General features: G+C 40.4%; 13 protein-coding genes. 5 read left to right on the top strand and 8 right to left on the bottom strand.

Annotated elements, in window-relative coordinates; all coding sequences use genetic code 11:
- Positions 1-55: 55 nt before the first annotated feature.
- The gene (locus PSF42_RS02665; protein ID WP_213913475.1) at positions 56-1639 is read right to left on the bottom strand and encodes a TerC family protein; all 1584 of its coding nucleotides are present in this window, start codon (positions 1637-1639) and stop codon (positions 56-58) included.
- A gap of 242 nt (positions 1640-1881) precedes the next feature.
- Between PSF42_RS02665 and gndA the strand changes: the two genes are divergently transcribed.
- Entirely contained in the window at positions 1882-3288 is a 1407-nt protein-coding gene (gndA, locus tag PSF42_RS02660) for an NADP-dependent phosphogluconate dehydrogenase (protein ID WP_125893308.1), read from the top strand.
- Positions 3289-3478: 190 nt separating this feature from the next.
- On the top strand, positions 3479-4660 hold the full coding sequence (locus PSF42_RS02655) for a multidrug effflux MFS transporter (protein ID WP_272679392.1): 1182 nt from the start codon (positions 3479-3481) through the stop codon (positions 4658-4660).
- 88 nt (positions 4661-4748) lie between these two features.
- Here PSF42_RS02655 and PSF42_RS02650 read toward each other — a convergent pair whose 3' ends face one another.
- Positions 4749-7892 (bottom strand): M66 family metalloprotease, encoded by a 3144-nt coding sequence (locus tag PSF42_RS02650; RefSeq protein WP_272679391.1) that lies wholly within the window; start codon positions 7890-7892, stop codon positions 4749-4751.
- Between the two features lie 297 nt (positions 7893-8189).
- On the opposite strand from PSF42_RS02650, the gene PSF42_RS02645 reads away from it, so the two are divergent.
- A complete protein-coding gene (locus tag PSF42_RS02645; protein ID WP_272679390.1) occupies positions 8190-8819 on the top strand; it encodes a CatB-related O-acetyltransferase in 630 nt (209 codons plus the stop codon).
- Between the two features lie 58 nt (positions 8820-8877).
- Here the strand turns inward: PSF42_RS02645 and PSF42_RS02640 are convergent, their stop codons facing one another.
- Positions 8878-9375 carry a YbaK/prolyl-tRNA synthetase associated domain-containing protein gene (locus tag PSF42_RS02640; protein ID WP_125893300.1) on the bottom strand — a complete coding sequence of 166 codons (498 nt, stop codon included), beginning with the start codon at positions 9373-9375 and terminating at the stop codon, positions 8878-8880.
- A gap of 332 nt (positions 9376-9707) precedes the next feature.
- Between PSF42_RS02640 and PSF42_RS02635 the strand changes: the two genes are divergently transcribed.
- Together PSF42_RS02635 and PSF42_RS02630 are read left to right on the top strand one after the other, a co-directional pair.
- Positions 9708-11885 (top strand): TonB-dependent receptor, encoded by a 2178-nt coding sequence (locus tag PSF42_RS02635; RefSeq protein WP_272679389.1) that lies wholly within the window; start codon positions 9708-9710, stop codon positions 11883-11885.
- Positions 11886-11947: 62 nt separating this feature from the next.
- Positions 11948-12934: an ABC transporter substrate-binding protein gene (locus tag PSF42_RS02630; RefSeq protein ID WP_125893296.1), complete on the top strand. Its 987-nt coding sequence runs from the start codon at positions 11948-11950 to the stop codon at positions 12932-12934.
- A 33-nt stretch (positions 12935-12967) separates the two neighbouring features.
- Here PSF42_RS02630 and hisIE read toward each other — a convergent pair whose 3' ends face one another.
- From hisIE to hisB, 5 genes are read right to left on the bottom strand one after another with little or no spacing between them, the layout of a single operon-like run.
- Positions 12968-13579, bottom strand: a complete 612-nt coding sequence (hisIE, locus tag PSF42_RS02625) for a bifunctional phosphoribosyl-AMP cyclohydrolase/phosphoribosyl-ATP diphosphatase HisIE (protein WP_272679388.1) — start codon at positions 13577-13579, stop codon at positions 12968-12970.
- Positions 13573-14349 (bottom strand): imidazole glycerol phosphate synthase subunit HisF, encoded by a 777-nt coding sequence (gene hisF / locus PSF42_RS02620; RefSeq protein WP_125893292.1) that lies wholly within the window; start codon positions 14347-14349, stop codon positions 13573-13575. The genes hisIE and hisF overlap by 7 nt, the downstream gene beginning before the upstream one ends.
- Complete coding sequence (hisA, locus tag PSF42_RS02615) at positions 14331-15068, bottom strand: 1-(5-phosphoribosyl)-5-[(5-phosphoribosylamino)methylideneamino]imidazole-4-carboxamide isomerase (protein WP_125893290.1); 738 nt, start codon at positions 15066-15068, stop codon at positions 14331-14333. The genes hisF and hisA overlap by 19 nt, the downstream gene beginning before the upstream one ends.
- Positions 15069-15073: 5 nt before the next feature.
- Positions 15074-15667 carry an imidazole glycerol phosphate synthase subunit HisH gene (hisH, locus tag PSF42_RS02610; RefSeq protein WP_125893288.1) on the bottom strand — a complete coding sequence of 198 codons (594 nt, stop codon included), beginning with the start codon at positions 15665-15667 and terminating at the stop codon, positions 15074-15076.
- Positions 15667-16734: a bifunctional histidinol-phosphatase/imidazoleglycerol-phosphate dehydratase HisB gene (hisB, locus tag PSF42_RS02605; RefSeq protein WP_125893286.1), complete on the bottom strand. Its 1068-nt coding sequence runs from the start codon at positions 16732-16734 to the stop codon at positions 15667-15669. Before hisB ends, hisH begins: the two co-directional genes overlap by 1 nt.
- Between the last annotated feature and the right edge of the window lie 9 nt (positions 16735-16743).

Here is a 16743-nt window from a genome sequence, read left to right as displayed (position 1 = left end):
AGACAAAAAAATACCGGCTCTATAGGCCGGTATTGTAGTAAAGAAATAAAACTAATTAGTCATCTTCATACTCATAACCATCCCCTTCAGGAGCTGGCGGAGTGATTAATACTTTATTGACGCGGTGGCTATTTACTTCTAATGGTTGGAAGATACAACCATTGATGGTGATCTGCTCCCCCACTTCTGGAACGCGTTGTAAGTGTTCCATTAAAAGACCAGCAATCGTTTCGTACTCACGTTTATCATCCAATTCCATCGGTATAAACATGATGAGGTCTTCAAGTGGCATAAAGCCGTTGGCTATCCAGGTGCCATCATCCAGTTTTTGAATGTCATGGCGTGAGTCATTTTCTTCATCACCCACTGGCAAATTACCCGCGATTGTTTCCATTACGTCGGTCAATGTGACGATACCTTCGATAGAGCCGAACTCATCCACCACAAAAGCAAAGTGAGTATGGGCTTTACGGAATTGCTCAAGCGCCTTTAACAGTGATAACCCTTCAGGGAAGATCAACGGCTGGGTAATCAGCGCACGCAAGTTTAATGGCTGGCCTTTTAATTGCTGTTTAACCAAATCCATCACATGTACAACACCGACAGGTTCATCGCTGATAGTTTCATCAATGACAACTAAACGTGAGTGTGGGTTCTTCTCCATTAATTGCAGTAAATCTGCAGAAGATTTACTAATGTCGAGATAGTCCACATCATGGCGTGAAGTCATGATGCTTTCAACGTTGCGCTGAGCCATGCCAAGTACGCGAGCAATCATCAAACGTTCTTGGGGATCAAAAACCGACTGATTATCAGCGATAAGGTCAGAAGTATGGGGGTCTAATTCCCCACGCTCACTATTACCGCTAAGAATACGTAATACAGCTTCTGCCGTACGCTCACGTAATGGGCGAGAGCCTGTTAGGAACTTACGACGGTTAAATTGGGCAAATTGGTTTAGGACTTCAATCATGATAGAGAAGCCAATTGCAGCATATAGATAACCTTTAGGAATGGCATAACCAAAACCTTCGGCAACTAAGCTGAAACCAATCATTAATAAGAAGCTTAAACACAGTATGACAATGGTTGGGTGCTGGTTAACAAAGCTTGTTAGCGGCTTACTTGCCCAAATCATTAATACCATCGCAATGGTTACAGCAGCAATCATTACACCGATATGGTCAACCATACCGACAGCGGTGATCACCGAGTCCAATGAGAATACGGCATCAAGAACAATAATTTGTGCAACAACAGCCCAGAAATTCGATGTCTTTCTTTGGGTATTGGCATGTTCGTCTTTCCCCTCCAACCGCTCGTTTAGCTCCATTGTGGCTTTAAACAAGAGGAATAGACCACCCACTAACATAATTAAGTCTCGGGCACTAAAGGCGTGATCAAAGAGAGTTAATATCGGTTTCGTGAGGGTAATGAGCCATGACAGGCTAAATAGAAGCGCAACACGCATAATCAGGGCTAATAAAAGTCCAGTTACACGGGCTCTATCACGCAGCTTTGGCGGGAGCTTATCGGCCAGAATGGCGATGAAGACGAGGTTATCAATACCAAGAACGATTTCTAGAACGATAAGGGTAGCGAGGCCCGCCCAAATCGAAGGATCTGCGATCCATTCCATACAGTTTGTTTTACCTTCTGATATGACGGCTTATACCGACGAGTGAATAATGCGGTTTGTTGAACGAAATATCAATAAAAAATCACATTAGTTGGACAAATATTGACAAAAATGGCCCTGTATACGTCATCGATTGCATCAATAACTACCATGCAACACAATCCTAGGTTAATATGTGATCCCGTTAACAGAATGTCAGCACGGTCGAGGCTGACTTAGTCCTAATCAGACAGGAGTTGTTCATGTCAAAGCAGCAGATTGGTGTTGTCGGAATGGCAGTCATGGGGCGTAACCTTGCGCTCAATATTGAAAGCCGTGGTTACTCAGTGTCTATCTTTAATCGTTCTAAAGATAAAACAGACGAAGTGATTGCCGAAAATCCAGGGAAAAAATTAGTTCCCAACTATACGATTGAAGAGTTTGTTGACTCTCTGGAAAAACCTCGCCGCATCTTGTTGATGGTAAAAGCGGGTGAAGCAACGGACAAAACCATTGCCTCGCTGACTCCTCATCTGGACAAAGGGGATATCTTAATTGACGGTGGTAATACCTTATTCACTGATACTATCCGTCGTAATCGTGAATTATCCGAGCAAGGCTTTAATTTCATCGGTACTGGTGTTTCAGGTGGTGAAGAAGGTGCACTTAAAGGTCCTTCAATTATGCCTGGTGGCCAAAAAGAAGCTTATGAATTAGTTGCGCCAATCTTAAAAGAAATCGCAGCACAAGCCGAAGGCGAACCTTGCGTGACCTATATTGGTGCAGATGGTGCGGGCCACTATGTGAAAATGGTTCACAATGGTATCGAATATGGTGATATGCAGTTAATTGCAGAAGCCTATTCATTATTAAAAGGTTCACTGAACCTCAGTAACGAAGAATTAGCAGGTATCTTTGCTGAGTGGAACAAAGGTGAACTGAGCAGCTACTTAATTGAAATTACAGCTGATATCTTCAAGAAAAAAGATGAAGAGGGTAAATATCTCGTTGATGTGATCCTCGATGAAGCCGCTAATAAAGGTACTGGTAAATGGACTAGCCAAAGTGCGCTGGATTTAGGCATCCCTCTGACTTTAATTACTGAGTCTGTCTTTGCGCGTTATATTTCTTTCTTAAAAGATCAACGTGTTGCGGCATCTAAAGTATTAACAGGTCCAGTCCTAAAAGCGGTTGAAGGTGATAAAAAAGACTTTATTGAAAAAGTTCGCCGTGCGCTGTATTTAGGTAAAATTGTGTCTTATGCACAAGGCTTCCAACAACTAAAAGCGGCATCAGAAGAGTATAATTGGGATTTAAACTACGGTGAAATCGCAAAAATCTTCCGTGCTGGTTGTATTATTCGTGCGCAGTTCCTGCAAAAAATTACGGACGCCTATAACCAAGATGCGAAAATTGCCAACTTGCTGTTAGCTCCATATTTCAAGCAAATCGCTGACGAATACCAGCAAGCACTGCGTGATGTTGTTTGCTATGGCGTACAAAATGGTATCCCAACACCAACATTCTCCGCCGCTATTTCTTATTATGATAGCTACCGTTCAGCAGTATTGCCTGCAAACTTAATCCAAGCGCAGCGTGACTACTTTGGTGCTCACACTTATAAGCGTACCGATAAAGACGGTGTTTTCCATACTGAGTGGATGGAATAAAATTCGTTATCATTTATTTTTGATAACACAAAAGGCGCTAGGTTTAGCGCCTTTTTTGACTTTGAAGAGCAGTAAAATGTTTAATTTATAATTATAAGTAACTTATTAATTTTGTGGTAATTTTTGATTTATTATCATTGATTATATCGCATGTTTTCTGAACTACATTTATTGAGTCTAGGCATGGTTTATGCGTAATTTTCTTATCTTATTACTTTTATTAGTATTACTTGGTCCATTAGGGATTGATTTATATTTGCCAACAATACCTGATATTGCGAGGGATTTGGGAAGTAGTGAGTCAGTGATTCAGTCTACGATTGCCTTGTTTATTTTGGTTTTGGGATTAGGGCAGCTAATTTCGGGCCCATTAGTTGATAGATATGGTCGAAAACCTATCGCGATTTTGGGCATCGTGTTGTACATCATTGGTGCTGGTGTTGCTATTGTGGCAACAACACCCACAATATTTATTGCCTCGCGTTTATTACAAGGGGTTGCCGTTTGTTGTACTTCGGTGGTGGCATTTAGTTGTGTTCGTGACCGAATGAATGGCACAGAAGCGGCCCGCGCTTTTGGTTTCTTAAATGGGACATTAAATATTGTTCCCGCGTTAGCGCCACTACTAGGAGGTCTGCTGGCAGAAGCATGGGGCTGGCGGGCACCGTTTTGGTTTCTTGCTTTGTATGCATTGGTCATATTAGCGCTAATTGTGTTTTTGTTACCGGAGACACGTCCAGTTAATTTACCTAAAGCCAAAGTTATTCCGCTGAAAACCTATTGGCGAATTTTGGGAAATCATCAATTTATTATTTTTGCTTTAGTGAACGCAGGCACGATGGGTATGGCATTAACATATGTGTCACTTGCACCAACTGTGCTGATGGGGGATGCCGAATTAACCCCGCTTGAGTTTTCTATAGTATTTGGTGTTAATGGTTTTTGGATCATGTTTGCCAGTTATATCGCTAATTACTTTATTCATAAAATAGGGCGACCAACCTGTTTATTAGTGGGTAGTTTAATGATGGCACTTGGCTGCTTAGGATTATTGCTAGGTTTTATCGTATTGCCGATAGAAATACAAAGTCATTGGCTTGTTTATATGTTACCTGTCGCTTGTGCTTGTACAGGGCTAGCTTTTATGATGGGAACGGCGACAAGTTATGCTTTAGAACCCTTTGGTAATGAAGCAGGCACCGCATCTGCCTTAGTGGGATTTGTTCAAATGGCAGGGGGAGCAACTCTCGGACTTTGTGCAATCGGTTTGCCTATCGCGCCAAAAATGTCATTGGCATTAGTTATGTTGGTAGGCTGTTTGTTTGGATTGCTTGCAAGAAAAAAGAGTTTATCTCTTGTTAAATCAATATAGAGTAGGCCGTTTGAAGATTTTATTTTTCGTTATGTCGTATATAGTTATCACTAATTAATTTAGGTAATTAGTGATAACTTAGATAATATTATGCAATATCACCATTAATCGTTGTTAGGAGCTTATTCTTTTTGATTTCAATTTCTCTAGAATGAACAATTTTATTATCAATATAAAGATTAGCTTTTATAGGATTTAAACTTCGTTCAATATTAATATGAAACTTATTCATCATCTCTTCATTTGAACGGAAGTTATTAAGTTGGTAGTGGCTTATTGTTCCATCTTCAAAAATAACCTCTAAATATGGCATTTGAGTGTTTGTTTTTTTATCATGGCTATAAACCATGCCATAAGACCCATATAAAGAAGGGTAGATATAGCTATCGATTACATCTTTAGGGTCATAGAACCCCATTAAGGTCACAACAGGTACTCCTTGTTTATAGGGAACTTTATAGAGAACTGTTTCATTATTATCTTTTCTCTTCCAATTGTAACCATCTGAAATATAGCAAATTAAATCATTTTTTTTGATTGGTTCAATCTGGTTGTTAATATGAATTTCACTATCCCAATCTGCAGATGATTGTATTCTTAAAATAGCATTTTTATTATTTTTATCTGCGAGTGGAATATTAATTTTAGGGGCGTGATAACCATTTTTATTATAAATAATAACATTATTGCTTTTTTCTAATAGTGAGTTTAAGTCATTAACTGTAATATCTGAACCATTTATTGCAGTAAACTCGATGGTATTAAATGGGGAAAGGTCTAAGTATGCATCTACCATTTCCTTTATTTCTGGATCCCATTTTTTGTATCCTGTTTTTGATTCAGGACTAAATACATAGCTATTTTCCAATCTATTTTGAATTGCAATGAAAGAGCTAGGCGTATAAGCCGTATAAGCGTTGTAACGAGTATCATAAGCTTCACCTCCACTCATTGCATCATGGTTTAATGTACCATCTTGATATGTATTTGGAATAAAATAGTTATTATCTGAATCCCACAGCCAAGTTGAATTTTTTTTATTTGCGGTTGCATGGGAGCCGCCTTCATCTCCCCCATAATAATCACTTAAGCCAAAATTGTGGCCAAATTCATGACTAAGTTCGTTACTATCTGTCCTATTTAAGGTTGCTTTACCTCCACCACCAGACCAGCCGTGGACGACTCTACCATTTTGATACAGTCCAACCGAGTTATAAGCCGTTATCTGGGAGGTTGGAACAAAAGAATCAGCATCAGGAGCCGAACTATTGACACCATAATTTGCCATATTAACGCCGTTGGCGTAAAAGTCTTTCGTGATCCACTCTCTCATGCTACCACTATGGCCGCCTCCTTCATCGGGGGCTTTGTCTGTAAAAACTCGACCATCAGGCATAACCACTTTTAATAAATGGATGGGTTCGTAGCGAGAAACGATGAGTTTTTTGACTGGGAGCGTTTGATAATACTGACGATTTAGTTCAAATTTATCTAGAAAAAGAAGCGTGTCTCTTGGTGGTGTCAGCAATCCAATATCAAAAGTATTAATGAGTAACTCATTTGGTGCACCTACATCAATATGAGATAACATGCTTTTCTGACCTTGATAAATAAATTCAAGTTTTATCTCAGGATGGATATATTCTTTTGGGATTGTCGTAGACCATGTGTTCTCGATATATTCGAAGTTGTTAATAAAGTTTTCTTTATTATTTTGATTAATAGGAACCCATTTTTTATCTAAATCATAGGTAAAAAGGATACTTTCACCCGTTTGTAGCTTCAAGGTATTTTTTCCATAATGAATTTGGCTACTATATGATGCATTCGAACTAAATAGTATTTTTTTATTATGAAATGCATCATTTTTATCAAGAGTGAAGTCACGACTCCAATTACCATCACTTGTGGATATTTTAATCGAATTATTGTTTTTTATTAATTGATTGAAGTGCTTTTGCTTTTTGGAAATTTCGCTAATCGCTTTATTATTATCAACAGTAATATCGAATTTACTCGGATGTGAATCGTTAATTTTTGATTTGTTATCAGGAACTAAAATATTTTTCCATATTCCATTAGAATTACAATGGAATAGTAATAAACCGTCTTTTTTTAGTTCGTAAACTTTATTTTTAGTTTGGATAAAGGTGGGCTCTTCGGATTCTGATGTAAATATAATTTTTTTAGAGGCGAATTTTTTGTTCTGCATGAGTGTGAGTTTTTTGACTCTATCATAATCCATTTTAGTTATTTTTATGGTGCCATTTTTTTCTAGAATATCTTCGAAGAACTCGGCATCTATTTTTTCTCCATCTATATCTGGTAGATTACCAATTTCATAATCGATAATTGGAAGCGTGTTTGGATGTGTTTTTTTAGGTGGGCTGTAATATTTTATTTGTTTAACGTCGTTCTTTGTTAGCCAATACCCATTTTCATCGCATATAAATCGAGTCGCTGATTTTGATGGTAGAGTGACGGTGTTATTACCATAGTTAACTTCAATTTCATTATTATTAGTGTTGTGTAGGGTTACCGTTTTACCGCTATAGTTGATGCTATTATGTAGAATAAACGGTTTTTCTACATGATTAAGCTTTAAGTTTATTCTATCATTATTTAATATTGTTTCATGTAAGTGGTTTTGATTTTGGGATATTTCGATTAATTCACTGTTAGACCTAATGATAAGGTCGAATTTTACTGGCGATTTAAAATCATGAGGCGATAAATTAGTTTCTTTTAGGCTGTTATTGGCTATTTTTGGGAGTTTAGATGGAGGGGATAGTAGCTTGTTTATTATTAGCTCATCATTCTTATCATAAATATTTAATTGAATCTCATTGAATTCAGGGATATGTGCATGAGGTTTAAACATAATTAATGTTTTTCGCTCTTTAACTAATTTAGGCTTGCTATCTCCATCTATATGGAGTTTAGATGGGATAATATTAGCTTGAGCGAAAAATACATTTCCTTTTAACTCCCCCTTTACATCACTCGTGTGTCGGTTATTATTGAAAAAGTTTTTATAATTTTCATTTTGAAAGAATGAGGTGTTATCGAAGGATTTGTTAATTTCAGATATCAAGTGAAAGTAATCGATAATAGAATTAAATTCACTTTTAGTATCCAGAAATGAATAATTTTTTTTAATTGACGGTGCGTAGTTATTTACGCTATTAATGAATAATAAAGGAGAGGAAGGGCTTAACTGTTTATTTGGCATAAAATATCATCTTATCTATTGTTTCTTGGGAGCAACGAGAAGTTGTAATTGATGGTAAAATAAAATATCTTTAAAAAAAAGATGAAATCTTTAATAGTTACTCCTAAATGATGCCCTCAGTATTAGAAAGCGTACTATGAGTGAGGGAACTAATTTTATTTGAATTAGTGAGGTTAAATTGAATAATCCACGACTAAAAAAACCAATGATTACTCAGTGTGATGTGTTTTGAACGCGGATACATCACCATAGAAAGCGTTCTATGGTAACGATAAACAAATTAAGGGTTTTATTACCATGAATCAAAAGCATTGGTCAAAATATCAACTACTACACGAAGTCGTACAAAATCCTAACATTCATGTTAAAGGCCAACATAGCTACTATAGCGACTGCTGGGATGGTGGGTTTGAAAATTCAGTTGTGCGCTATCTACAGGGAGACGAACAAAGTCGAGATTGGCAATTAGCGTGGGATGTGGAGCAACTCTATATTGGTGACTACGTTTGTATTGGTAGCGAAGCTGTTATTTTAATGGGGGGAAACCATACACATCGCATGGATTGGTTTTGTTTGTATCCATTTCTTGAATATATCGAGGAAGCTTATATTGGGAAAGGGGATACGGTAATTTCTGATGGTGTATGGATAGGTATGCGTGCCTTTATTATGCCAGGTGTGAAAATTGGTGAAGGCGCGGTTATTGCAACGAATAGCGTGGTAGTTAAAGATGTGGAGCCCTATTGCATCGTTGGCGGAAACCCCGCAAAGGTAATAAAACATCGTTTTTCGCCAGATATTATTACTGAATTACTCGCATTGAAAATTTATGATTGGCCGGAAGAGAAGTTTACCGCACTAAAGCGGTTTATTTGTGCTTCCGATTTTGTGGCATTAAAAAATGCCAGTCAGGAATATGATCAGTGATTGATTAGTTAGTTTTTATTGAAGGGTATTCTGTGGAATACCCTTTTTTAATACAAAACTAATTTTCTTCTGTGCGAATAAACTCAACTAAAGTCGGTGCAGCTATTCTTTGATAATCTTCTGTATTTAAAATAATAGAGCGCTCTAATGTACCTGCATTAAAGGCGAGCTCTTCAAAGCGTTCAAAAAGTAGTGGGTCCGCAATTAATTTTAAATTGGGGTGAAAACTAAAAGGGGGGATTGCCCCGAATACACACTGAGTGAGCTCATCAACTTCCTTTGGGCTTGCTAGGGATGCGCGAGTCCCGCCAATCGCGGTGGCAACCTTATTTAAGTCAGCTTGTTTATCGGCAGGTAAAATTGCCAGTACGTGTTGGCGGATCCCATTTCCTTTTACATGACAGACTAAACCTTTAGCACCTTGACCAAGTTGCGTACCACGTATTTTCGCCACTTCTTCTGATTTACCTGCAGTGGGATGCTCCATCACCCGATATTTGGCATTATTTTTATCAAGTAATTGTGTGAGTTGCAAAAAAATAGAATTTTCAGACACCGTTTTTTCCCTTTAAAACCACATCAATAGCAGGGAATGATATCAAGTTCATTGAGAGATACAATCGTAAAAAGAAATGAATCTAAAATCATACTGTTGGGAAATTTTTTAAATTGCATATCAGATGCTGTTTTTATCTGTATTGCTATCTTAATGCTGCTTTTTTCTATTGGATATCCTGCCTGTTATTTTATTTTTAATAAATTCAAATGATTATAAAACAATATTTCAATGGGGTAATGAGAATACATATTGTTAAGAATTGAGTTTGATCATTTACGGTGCATTTTATTCTCGGTAATATAAAGTTTTATATAACGAAAATAGATAACATGAAACGTAAAATAAATTTATATGTTCTAATGCCTCTTATTGCAGGGATCGCCCCATCATTTGTTGCAGCACAATCCTCTGAGCAACCTACGAGTTCCAAGCAAGACAAAATGTTGGTGACAGCGGCTTCAGGGGATGTCACAACAGAAGCTCAAGCCGGCGCGGGCTTCTTTACCTCTCAAATTGATTTAGGCCCGTTAGGGGATTTGGATTGGATTGATACTCCCTATTCCACAACAACAATCAGTCGTGAAATGATTGATAATCAGCAAGCGAAAAGTATCAGTGAATTACTTAAATATGCCCCGAGTACTCAAATGCAAGCACGTGGAGGAATGGATGTGGGACGCCCACAAAGCCGTGGGATGCAAGGAAGTGTCGTAGCGAATAGTCGATTAGATGGCTTGTATGTCGTCTCTACAACGGCATTTCCGGTTGAAATGTTGGATAGGGTGGACATTATTAATAGCCTTACGGGGTCTTTGTACGGTCCTTCTAGCCCTGCGGGTCAATTCAATTTCACGGCAAAACGCCCTGAAGATATTCAGCGCTTATCTTTAGGTTATCAAAGTCGCAATGCCTATAGCGGCCATGTTGATCTTGGGGGATATTTTGATACAGATAAGCGCTTTGGTTATCGTTTAAACTTAATGGATGAAGAAGGAACGGGAAATTTAAAGGATAGCACTCTACGTCGTAAGTTGGCTTCTGTTGCCTTTGATTGGAACATTCAACCGGGGACACAGTTACAGCTCAATGCTAGCCACTATAACTTTGTACAAAAAGGGTATGTGGGGAGCTTCAGCTATGGCCCTAAAATTAATTTACCAAAAGCACCGGATCCGCAAGATAAAAACTTAGCTATGCACACCGCGGGGAATGATTTAACCACAGATACAGTGAGTACTCGCTTACTTCATGATTTTAATGAAGATTGGACATTGAATGCCGCAGTCGGATATCAACAAGCAGATAGAGCGATGCGCACGGTGACCAGTATGGTGGTCAACGATAAAGGAGACATTAAGCGTTCACTCCGTGACTCTCCGGCTTCTGGGCGTTTTCGTGTACTTAGTAACTCAGCGACACTTAATGGACATGTAGACACGGGGGCTATCGGACACGATTTATCATTCGCGACGAATGGCTATATTTGGTCTATTTATAGTGCAAAGGGGGCAGCTACGGCCTATGACCTTGGCTCAACGAATATGTACCACCCATCGTCATTGATAGAACCTGCAAATGGTAAAATTTACACGGGCGGTTCACGCTATAAATCTGCGGAAAATAGTCAACAAAGTATCACTATCGGCGATACCGTTACATTTGACCCACAATGGTCAGCGATGTTTTATCTCAGCCAAAGTTGGATAGAAAGTCGTAATTTTGACAAACAGAACCATAAAACCAGCCAAACTAACGCCAAGGGGTTAAGCCCAAATGCTGCCGTGATGTACAAAATTACTCCACAATTGATGACTTATGTAAGTTATGCAGACTCATTGGAGGAAGGGGATACGGCTCTGATAGGACAAGGCGTTAGAAATGAAGGGCAGACTTTAGACCCATATCGTAGTAAGCAATATGAAGTGGGGGTTAAAGCCTATGTGGCTGATTTAAACCTTGGTGCGGCACTGTTCCATTTAGAGCGGCCATTTGCTTATGTGGATAGCGATAGTGTGTTTCGTGAGCAAGGCAAGCAAGTGAATAGAGGGCTTGAGTTAACCGCCACAGGTCATGTGTGGCAGGGGTTAAATGTTTATAGCGGCATAACATTTTTAGACCCTAAACTGAAAGACACAGGCTCTCCAACCACTCGGGGCAAACGCGTGGTTGGAGTTCCAAAAGTCCAAGCGAATATGCTAGTTGAATATGCGCTGCCAGCTATGCCTGAGTTGGTTTACAGCGCAAATGTGCATTACACCGGTAAACGAGCAGCAAATGATACTAACTCAAGTTGGATTGGTAGCTACACAACGTTAGACTTAGGAACTCGCTATAGTACGAAAATTAGCCAAGTCCCCACCACTATTCGCCTCTCGGTCGATAATGTCACAGACGAACGTTATTGGGCGTCTATTTTCCCATCAGGCAATAACGGCCAAGGTGGCGGTAATAGCGCATTCTTAGGCTCTGGCCGTGAAGTTCGCGCAACTGTCACATTTGATTTTTAATAGCCGAACAATAACTGTAAGGAGCACCCTTCTTTATGATGAAGTAAAGAAGGGGCATTAAGATGAGAAAAATAACGTTCTTACAATCCGTGATTTTGCTTGCCGGGCTACTCGTCAGTAGCTTATTAAATGCAAAAACGGATAACCCCGAGTTGCGTATTGCAACACCATGGCCTGCACAGAACACCATTATTATGATGTTGGGTTATGGTGAGCAAATCGTTGGTACATCAATGATAGCGAAAAAAATTCCACTATTTCGTCAAATGTTACCCAATATTGATAATGTTCCAGTTATCAGTATTAGTAATCAATTAAATCCAGAGCAAATAATTTCATTACGTACGGAATTATTGTTTGTGGCGAAAGGTATGGAAGTCCCTCAACGGGATATACTGGAAAGTGCAGGGGTAAAAGTTGTGGAGTACCCTGCAAATTCATTAAAATCGTTACAAGAAAGGGTGCAAGCCACAGCAAAAGAATTAGGACCAGATGCACAAAATAAAGCGATTGAATATCAACGCTATTTTGACCGTAATATCAGGTTGGTAAATGAACGCTTAGTCGGGTTAACAGAAGCAGAAAAACGCAGTGTGTATCATAGTATGGGAAATACATTATTTACCTCGGGGCGCCCTTCGTTAAATCAAGATTGGATGGATCTAGCGGGAGCCAAAAATGTGGCTGAAACTTGGTTTTCGGATAAAAAAAATAACTCAGGTGAGGTATTACTGGAAACGATTATTGCAGCCAATCCCGATGTAATTGTCGCAATGAATAAAGAAGATGCCAATATCATCCGAACGTCTTCCCAATGGAAAGCCATTAGCGCGGTAAAAAATCAACGGGTGTATGTCAACCCAAAAGGGATGTTTTGGTGGTGCCGTGAAACCTCAGAAGAAGCATTGCAATTTTTATGGTTAGCACAAACGCTTTATCCTGAGCGCTTTGCGGATATCGATATAAAACAAGAGACTGCCGATTTTTACCTGAAATTTTTTGGAATTTCACTGAGTGATGCGCAAATCGAGGCTATTTTGCACCCATAAAATAAACTGCCAGCGAGGCTGGCAGTTTATCGATTACTGATGGCGCTCTTTTAAGCGTTTGATTATCGTGCTTAAATCAAGTTCTTGGTCTTGCAGTAATACCATTAAATGGTACATCAAATCAGCGGCTTCATTGGTCAGTTCTGCGCGGTCATTAACGGTTGCCGCCAATGCGGTTTCAACCCCTTCTTCACCCACTTTTTGCGCAATACGTTTAGTACCGCTCGCATATAAACGCGCGGTATAAGAGCTTTCAGGGGAAGCGGTTTTACGCTCTTTGAGTAAGGTTTCTAACTCAAACAAAAAGCCCCAGTCACTCTGTGCAGGCGCGAAGCAGCTTTGTGTGCCGTTATGGCAAGTAGGGCCATCGGGCAGTGCGAGAGCCAGCAGGGTATCGCTGTCACAGTCAGGGTAGATATCCACTAAATTTAAAAAATTATTGGAGGTTTCGCCTTTCGTCCATAAACGTTGTTTTGTGCGAGAGAAAAAGGTGATTTTACGGCTGTCTAAAGTGACTTTTAGTGCTTCAGGGGTCATATACCCAAGCATTAGCACATCACCTGAAACCGCGTGCTGTACGATAACAGGCATCAGATTATCGACTTTTTGCCATGCCAGTTGGCTACATTGTTCTGTGGTTAACATACTCTAATTTGAACTCCATTTTCGGCTAGGTATTGTTTTAAGTCACCGATATTAATAATTTGTTTATGAAATACAGAAGCGGCAAGCGCGCCATCAACACCTGCGTCAGAGAAGGCATCAAGGAAATGCACTTTTTCACCTGCACCGCCAGAGGCAATTAATGGCACTTGGCAGACTTCTCGGACTTTCTTGAGTTGTTGTAGATCATACCCTTGGCGTACACCATCTTGGTTCATCATATTTAACACAATTTCACCCGCACCACGTTGTTGCACTTCTTTTACCCAATCAAGAGTTTTCCACGGGGTTTGTGTGGTGCGTTTTTCATCTCCTGTAAATTGGTAAACGAGATATTCGCCTGTGCTTTCATCGAACCAAGTGTCAATACCGACGACGATACATTGTACGCCAAAGCGTTCAGCTAAGCGGCTGATCAATGTTGGGTCAGATAATGCAGGGGAGTTGATGGAAATTTTGTCAGCGCCAAAAGAGAGAATTTGTGCAGCATCATCAACACTTTTAATCCCCCCTGCGACGCAAAAAGGAATATCAATCACTTCAGCGACTTTAGCAACCCAGCTTTTATCTACCACTCGGCCATCAGACGAGGCGGTAATATCATAAAACACCAGTTCGTCAGCGCCTTCTTGGGCGTAGCGTTGTGCTAATGGAACAATATCACCGATGATTTCGTGGTTACGAAATTGGACACCTTTAACCACTTGACCGTCGCGAACGTCCAAACAAGGAATTATGCGTTTTGCCAACATTTGATTGCCTCCGCAACGGTGAATTTACCTTCTAATAATGCACGACCCACAATCACGCCAGCTGCACCAGATGGCGGGATAGCCGCGATATCGTCTAAATCCCCAATACCGCCCGATGCTTGAAAAGCAATATCAGGGAATTTTTGGCTAATTTCTTGGTATAAATTCACATTAGAACCCGCCAATGTTCCATCTTTGGAAATATCCGTACAAAGGACATGTTTTAAGCCATAAGGGCGATATATTTCAATGGCTTGTTCTAACGTTAAATTTGAGTTCTCTTGCCAACCGCTAATGGCGATTTCTTTTACGCCTTTATCATTAATACGTACGTCTAAGGCAAGGACAATGGCTTCGCCACCATAGGTTTCAAACCAGGTTTTGACCAGATCAGGCTGAGTGACCGCCGTTGAACCAATGACGACACGAGTCGCTCCGGCTTCGAGTAAGGCTTTAACATCTTCTTCAGTGCGAATGCCACCACCAACTTGTACAGGAACACTGACGCCCGCTAATAATTTTTTGAGCAGTGGAATTTGGCGTTTTTGCGGGTCTTTCGCACCCGTTAAATCTACGAGGTGCAATAATTTTGCCCCTTCTTTTTCATATTGCTGCAAACGTGGGAGCGGGTCATTGCCATAATCAGTTTGCTTGGCGTAATCCCCTTGGTGCAATCGCACCACCGTGCCATCAATTAAATCTAATGCAGGAATGATCATGGTAATTACATCTCCAAAAAGTTTTGAATCAAGCGTGAACCCGCGGTGCCAGAACGTTCTGGGTGAAATTGGACACCATAGAAGTTATCGCAATTCACCGCGCTGCTAAACGGGTTGCCATACTGGGTTTGCGCAATGGTATGACTGGAAATTGGCATCGAATAACTGTGTACAAAATAGAAATAGGCGTTATCTGGGATATCGCGAAACAGTGGGTTTCCTGCTAGCGCTTTGACTTGGTTCCAACCGCTATGTGGAACTGGAAGCCCATTGGCATCCATTTTTTGTACAGGGCTATCAATTAACCCCAGTAATGGCACCGTAGATTGGCCTTCTTCACTAAAGGAACCGAGTAATTGCATACCTAAACAGATACCTAACACCGGTTGGGTAAGTGCTTTGATTAACGGAACTAATTCACGTTCAGTGAGCTTTTCCATGGCTGCGCTAGCCGTACCGACACCGGGTAAAAAGACTTTGTCGGCTTGTAAAATGGTGTTGGTATCGCGACTCACTACAGGGTTATAGCCTAGGCGTTTCACCGCATAGGTTACGGAGGCTAAATTTGCGCAGCCGGTATCAAGGATGACAACGTTCATTACAGAACCCCTTTCGAACTAGGTAACGTATCCCCTTCAACACGAATTGCTTGGCGCAGTGTGCGGCCGAACACTTTAAACAAGCTTTCTGCTTTGTGGTGATCGTTTTTCCCTTTGGTTTTCAGGTGTAACGTACAGCCCATTGCATAGGAAAGCGAGCTAAAGAAGTGCTCAATCATTTCTGTGCTTAAGTCACCGACGCGTTGGTATTTAAATTCGGCTTTGTATTCAAGGTGTGGGCGGCCAGAAATATCCAGCGCGCAGCGCGCTTGGCATTCATCCATTGGCAGCACGAAACCAAAACGTGCGATACCGCGTTTATCGCCAAGTGCCACTTTCAGTGCTTCACCTAGTGCAAGGCCGGTGTCTTCCACGGTGTGGTGGTCATCGATAAACAAGTCACCATTGACCTCAATGTTTAACCGGAAACCGCCGTGAGTGGCGATTTGGTCTAACATGTGGTCAAAGAAGCCCACGCCAGTGCTAATTTTGCTGCCACCTTCTTGGTCTAACCACACTTCGACTTGGATATTGGTCTCTTTTGTGACGCGTTTGACCAGTGCATGGCGGTTGCGTTTTGTTAATTGGGCAGTGATGGTTTCCCAGTCAAGTTCAGTTGGGTTATAACGTAACCCTTTGATACCCATATTTTTAGCGAGTTGAATGTCGGTTTCACGGTCACCAATCACATAGCTATTTTCGCTATCAAGGACATTGCTATCTAAATAGCGCTCAACCAACTGAAGTTTAGGTTTACGGCAAGCGCAGTTATCTTCAGGCTTATGTGGGCAAATTAATACTTCATCAAATTTAACGCCTTGTGATTCAAATACCTGCATCATTAAATTATGCGGTGGCTCGAAATCTGCAGTTGGAAAGCTATCGGTGCCTAGGCCATCTTGATTGGTTATCATCACTAAGCGGTAATTCGCTTTTTGCAGGGCAAGTAAGCTAGGAATGACCGCCTTTTCAAAGGCGAGTTTACTTAAGCTATCAACTTGGAAGTCGGTTGGCGGCTCGGTAATTAATGTTCCATCACGGTCGATAAATAAAATTTTCTGGCTCATGAGTCATTC

The organism is Providencia sp. PROV032, from assembly GCF_028484875.1.
Classification (GTDB): Bacteria; Pseudomonadota; Gammaproteobacteria; order Enterobacterales; family Enterobacteriaceae; genus Providencia; species Providencia rettgeri_E.
Note: the sequence above shows the minus strand (reverse complement) of the source record. Positions and strands in the feature narration are given on the sequence as shown.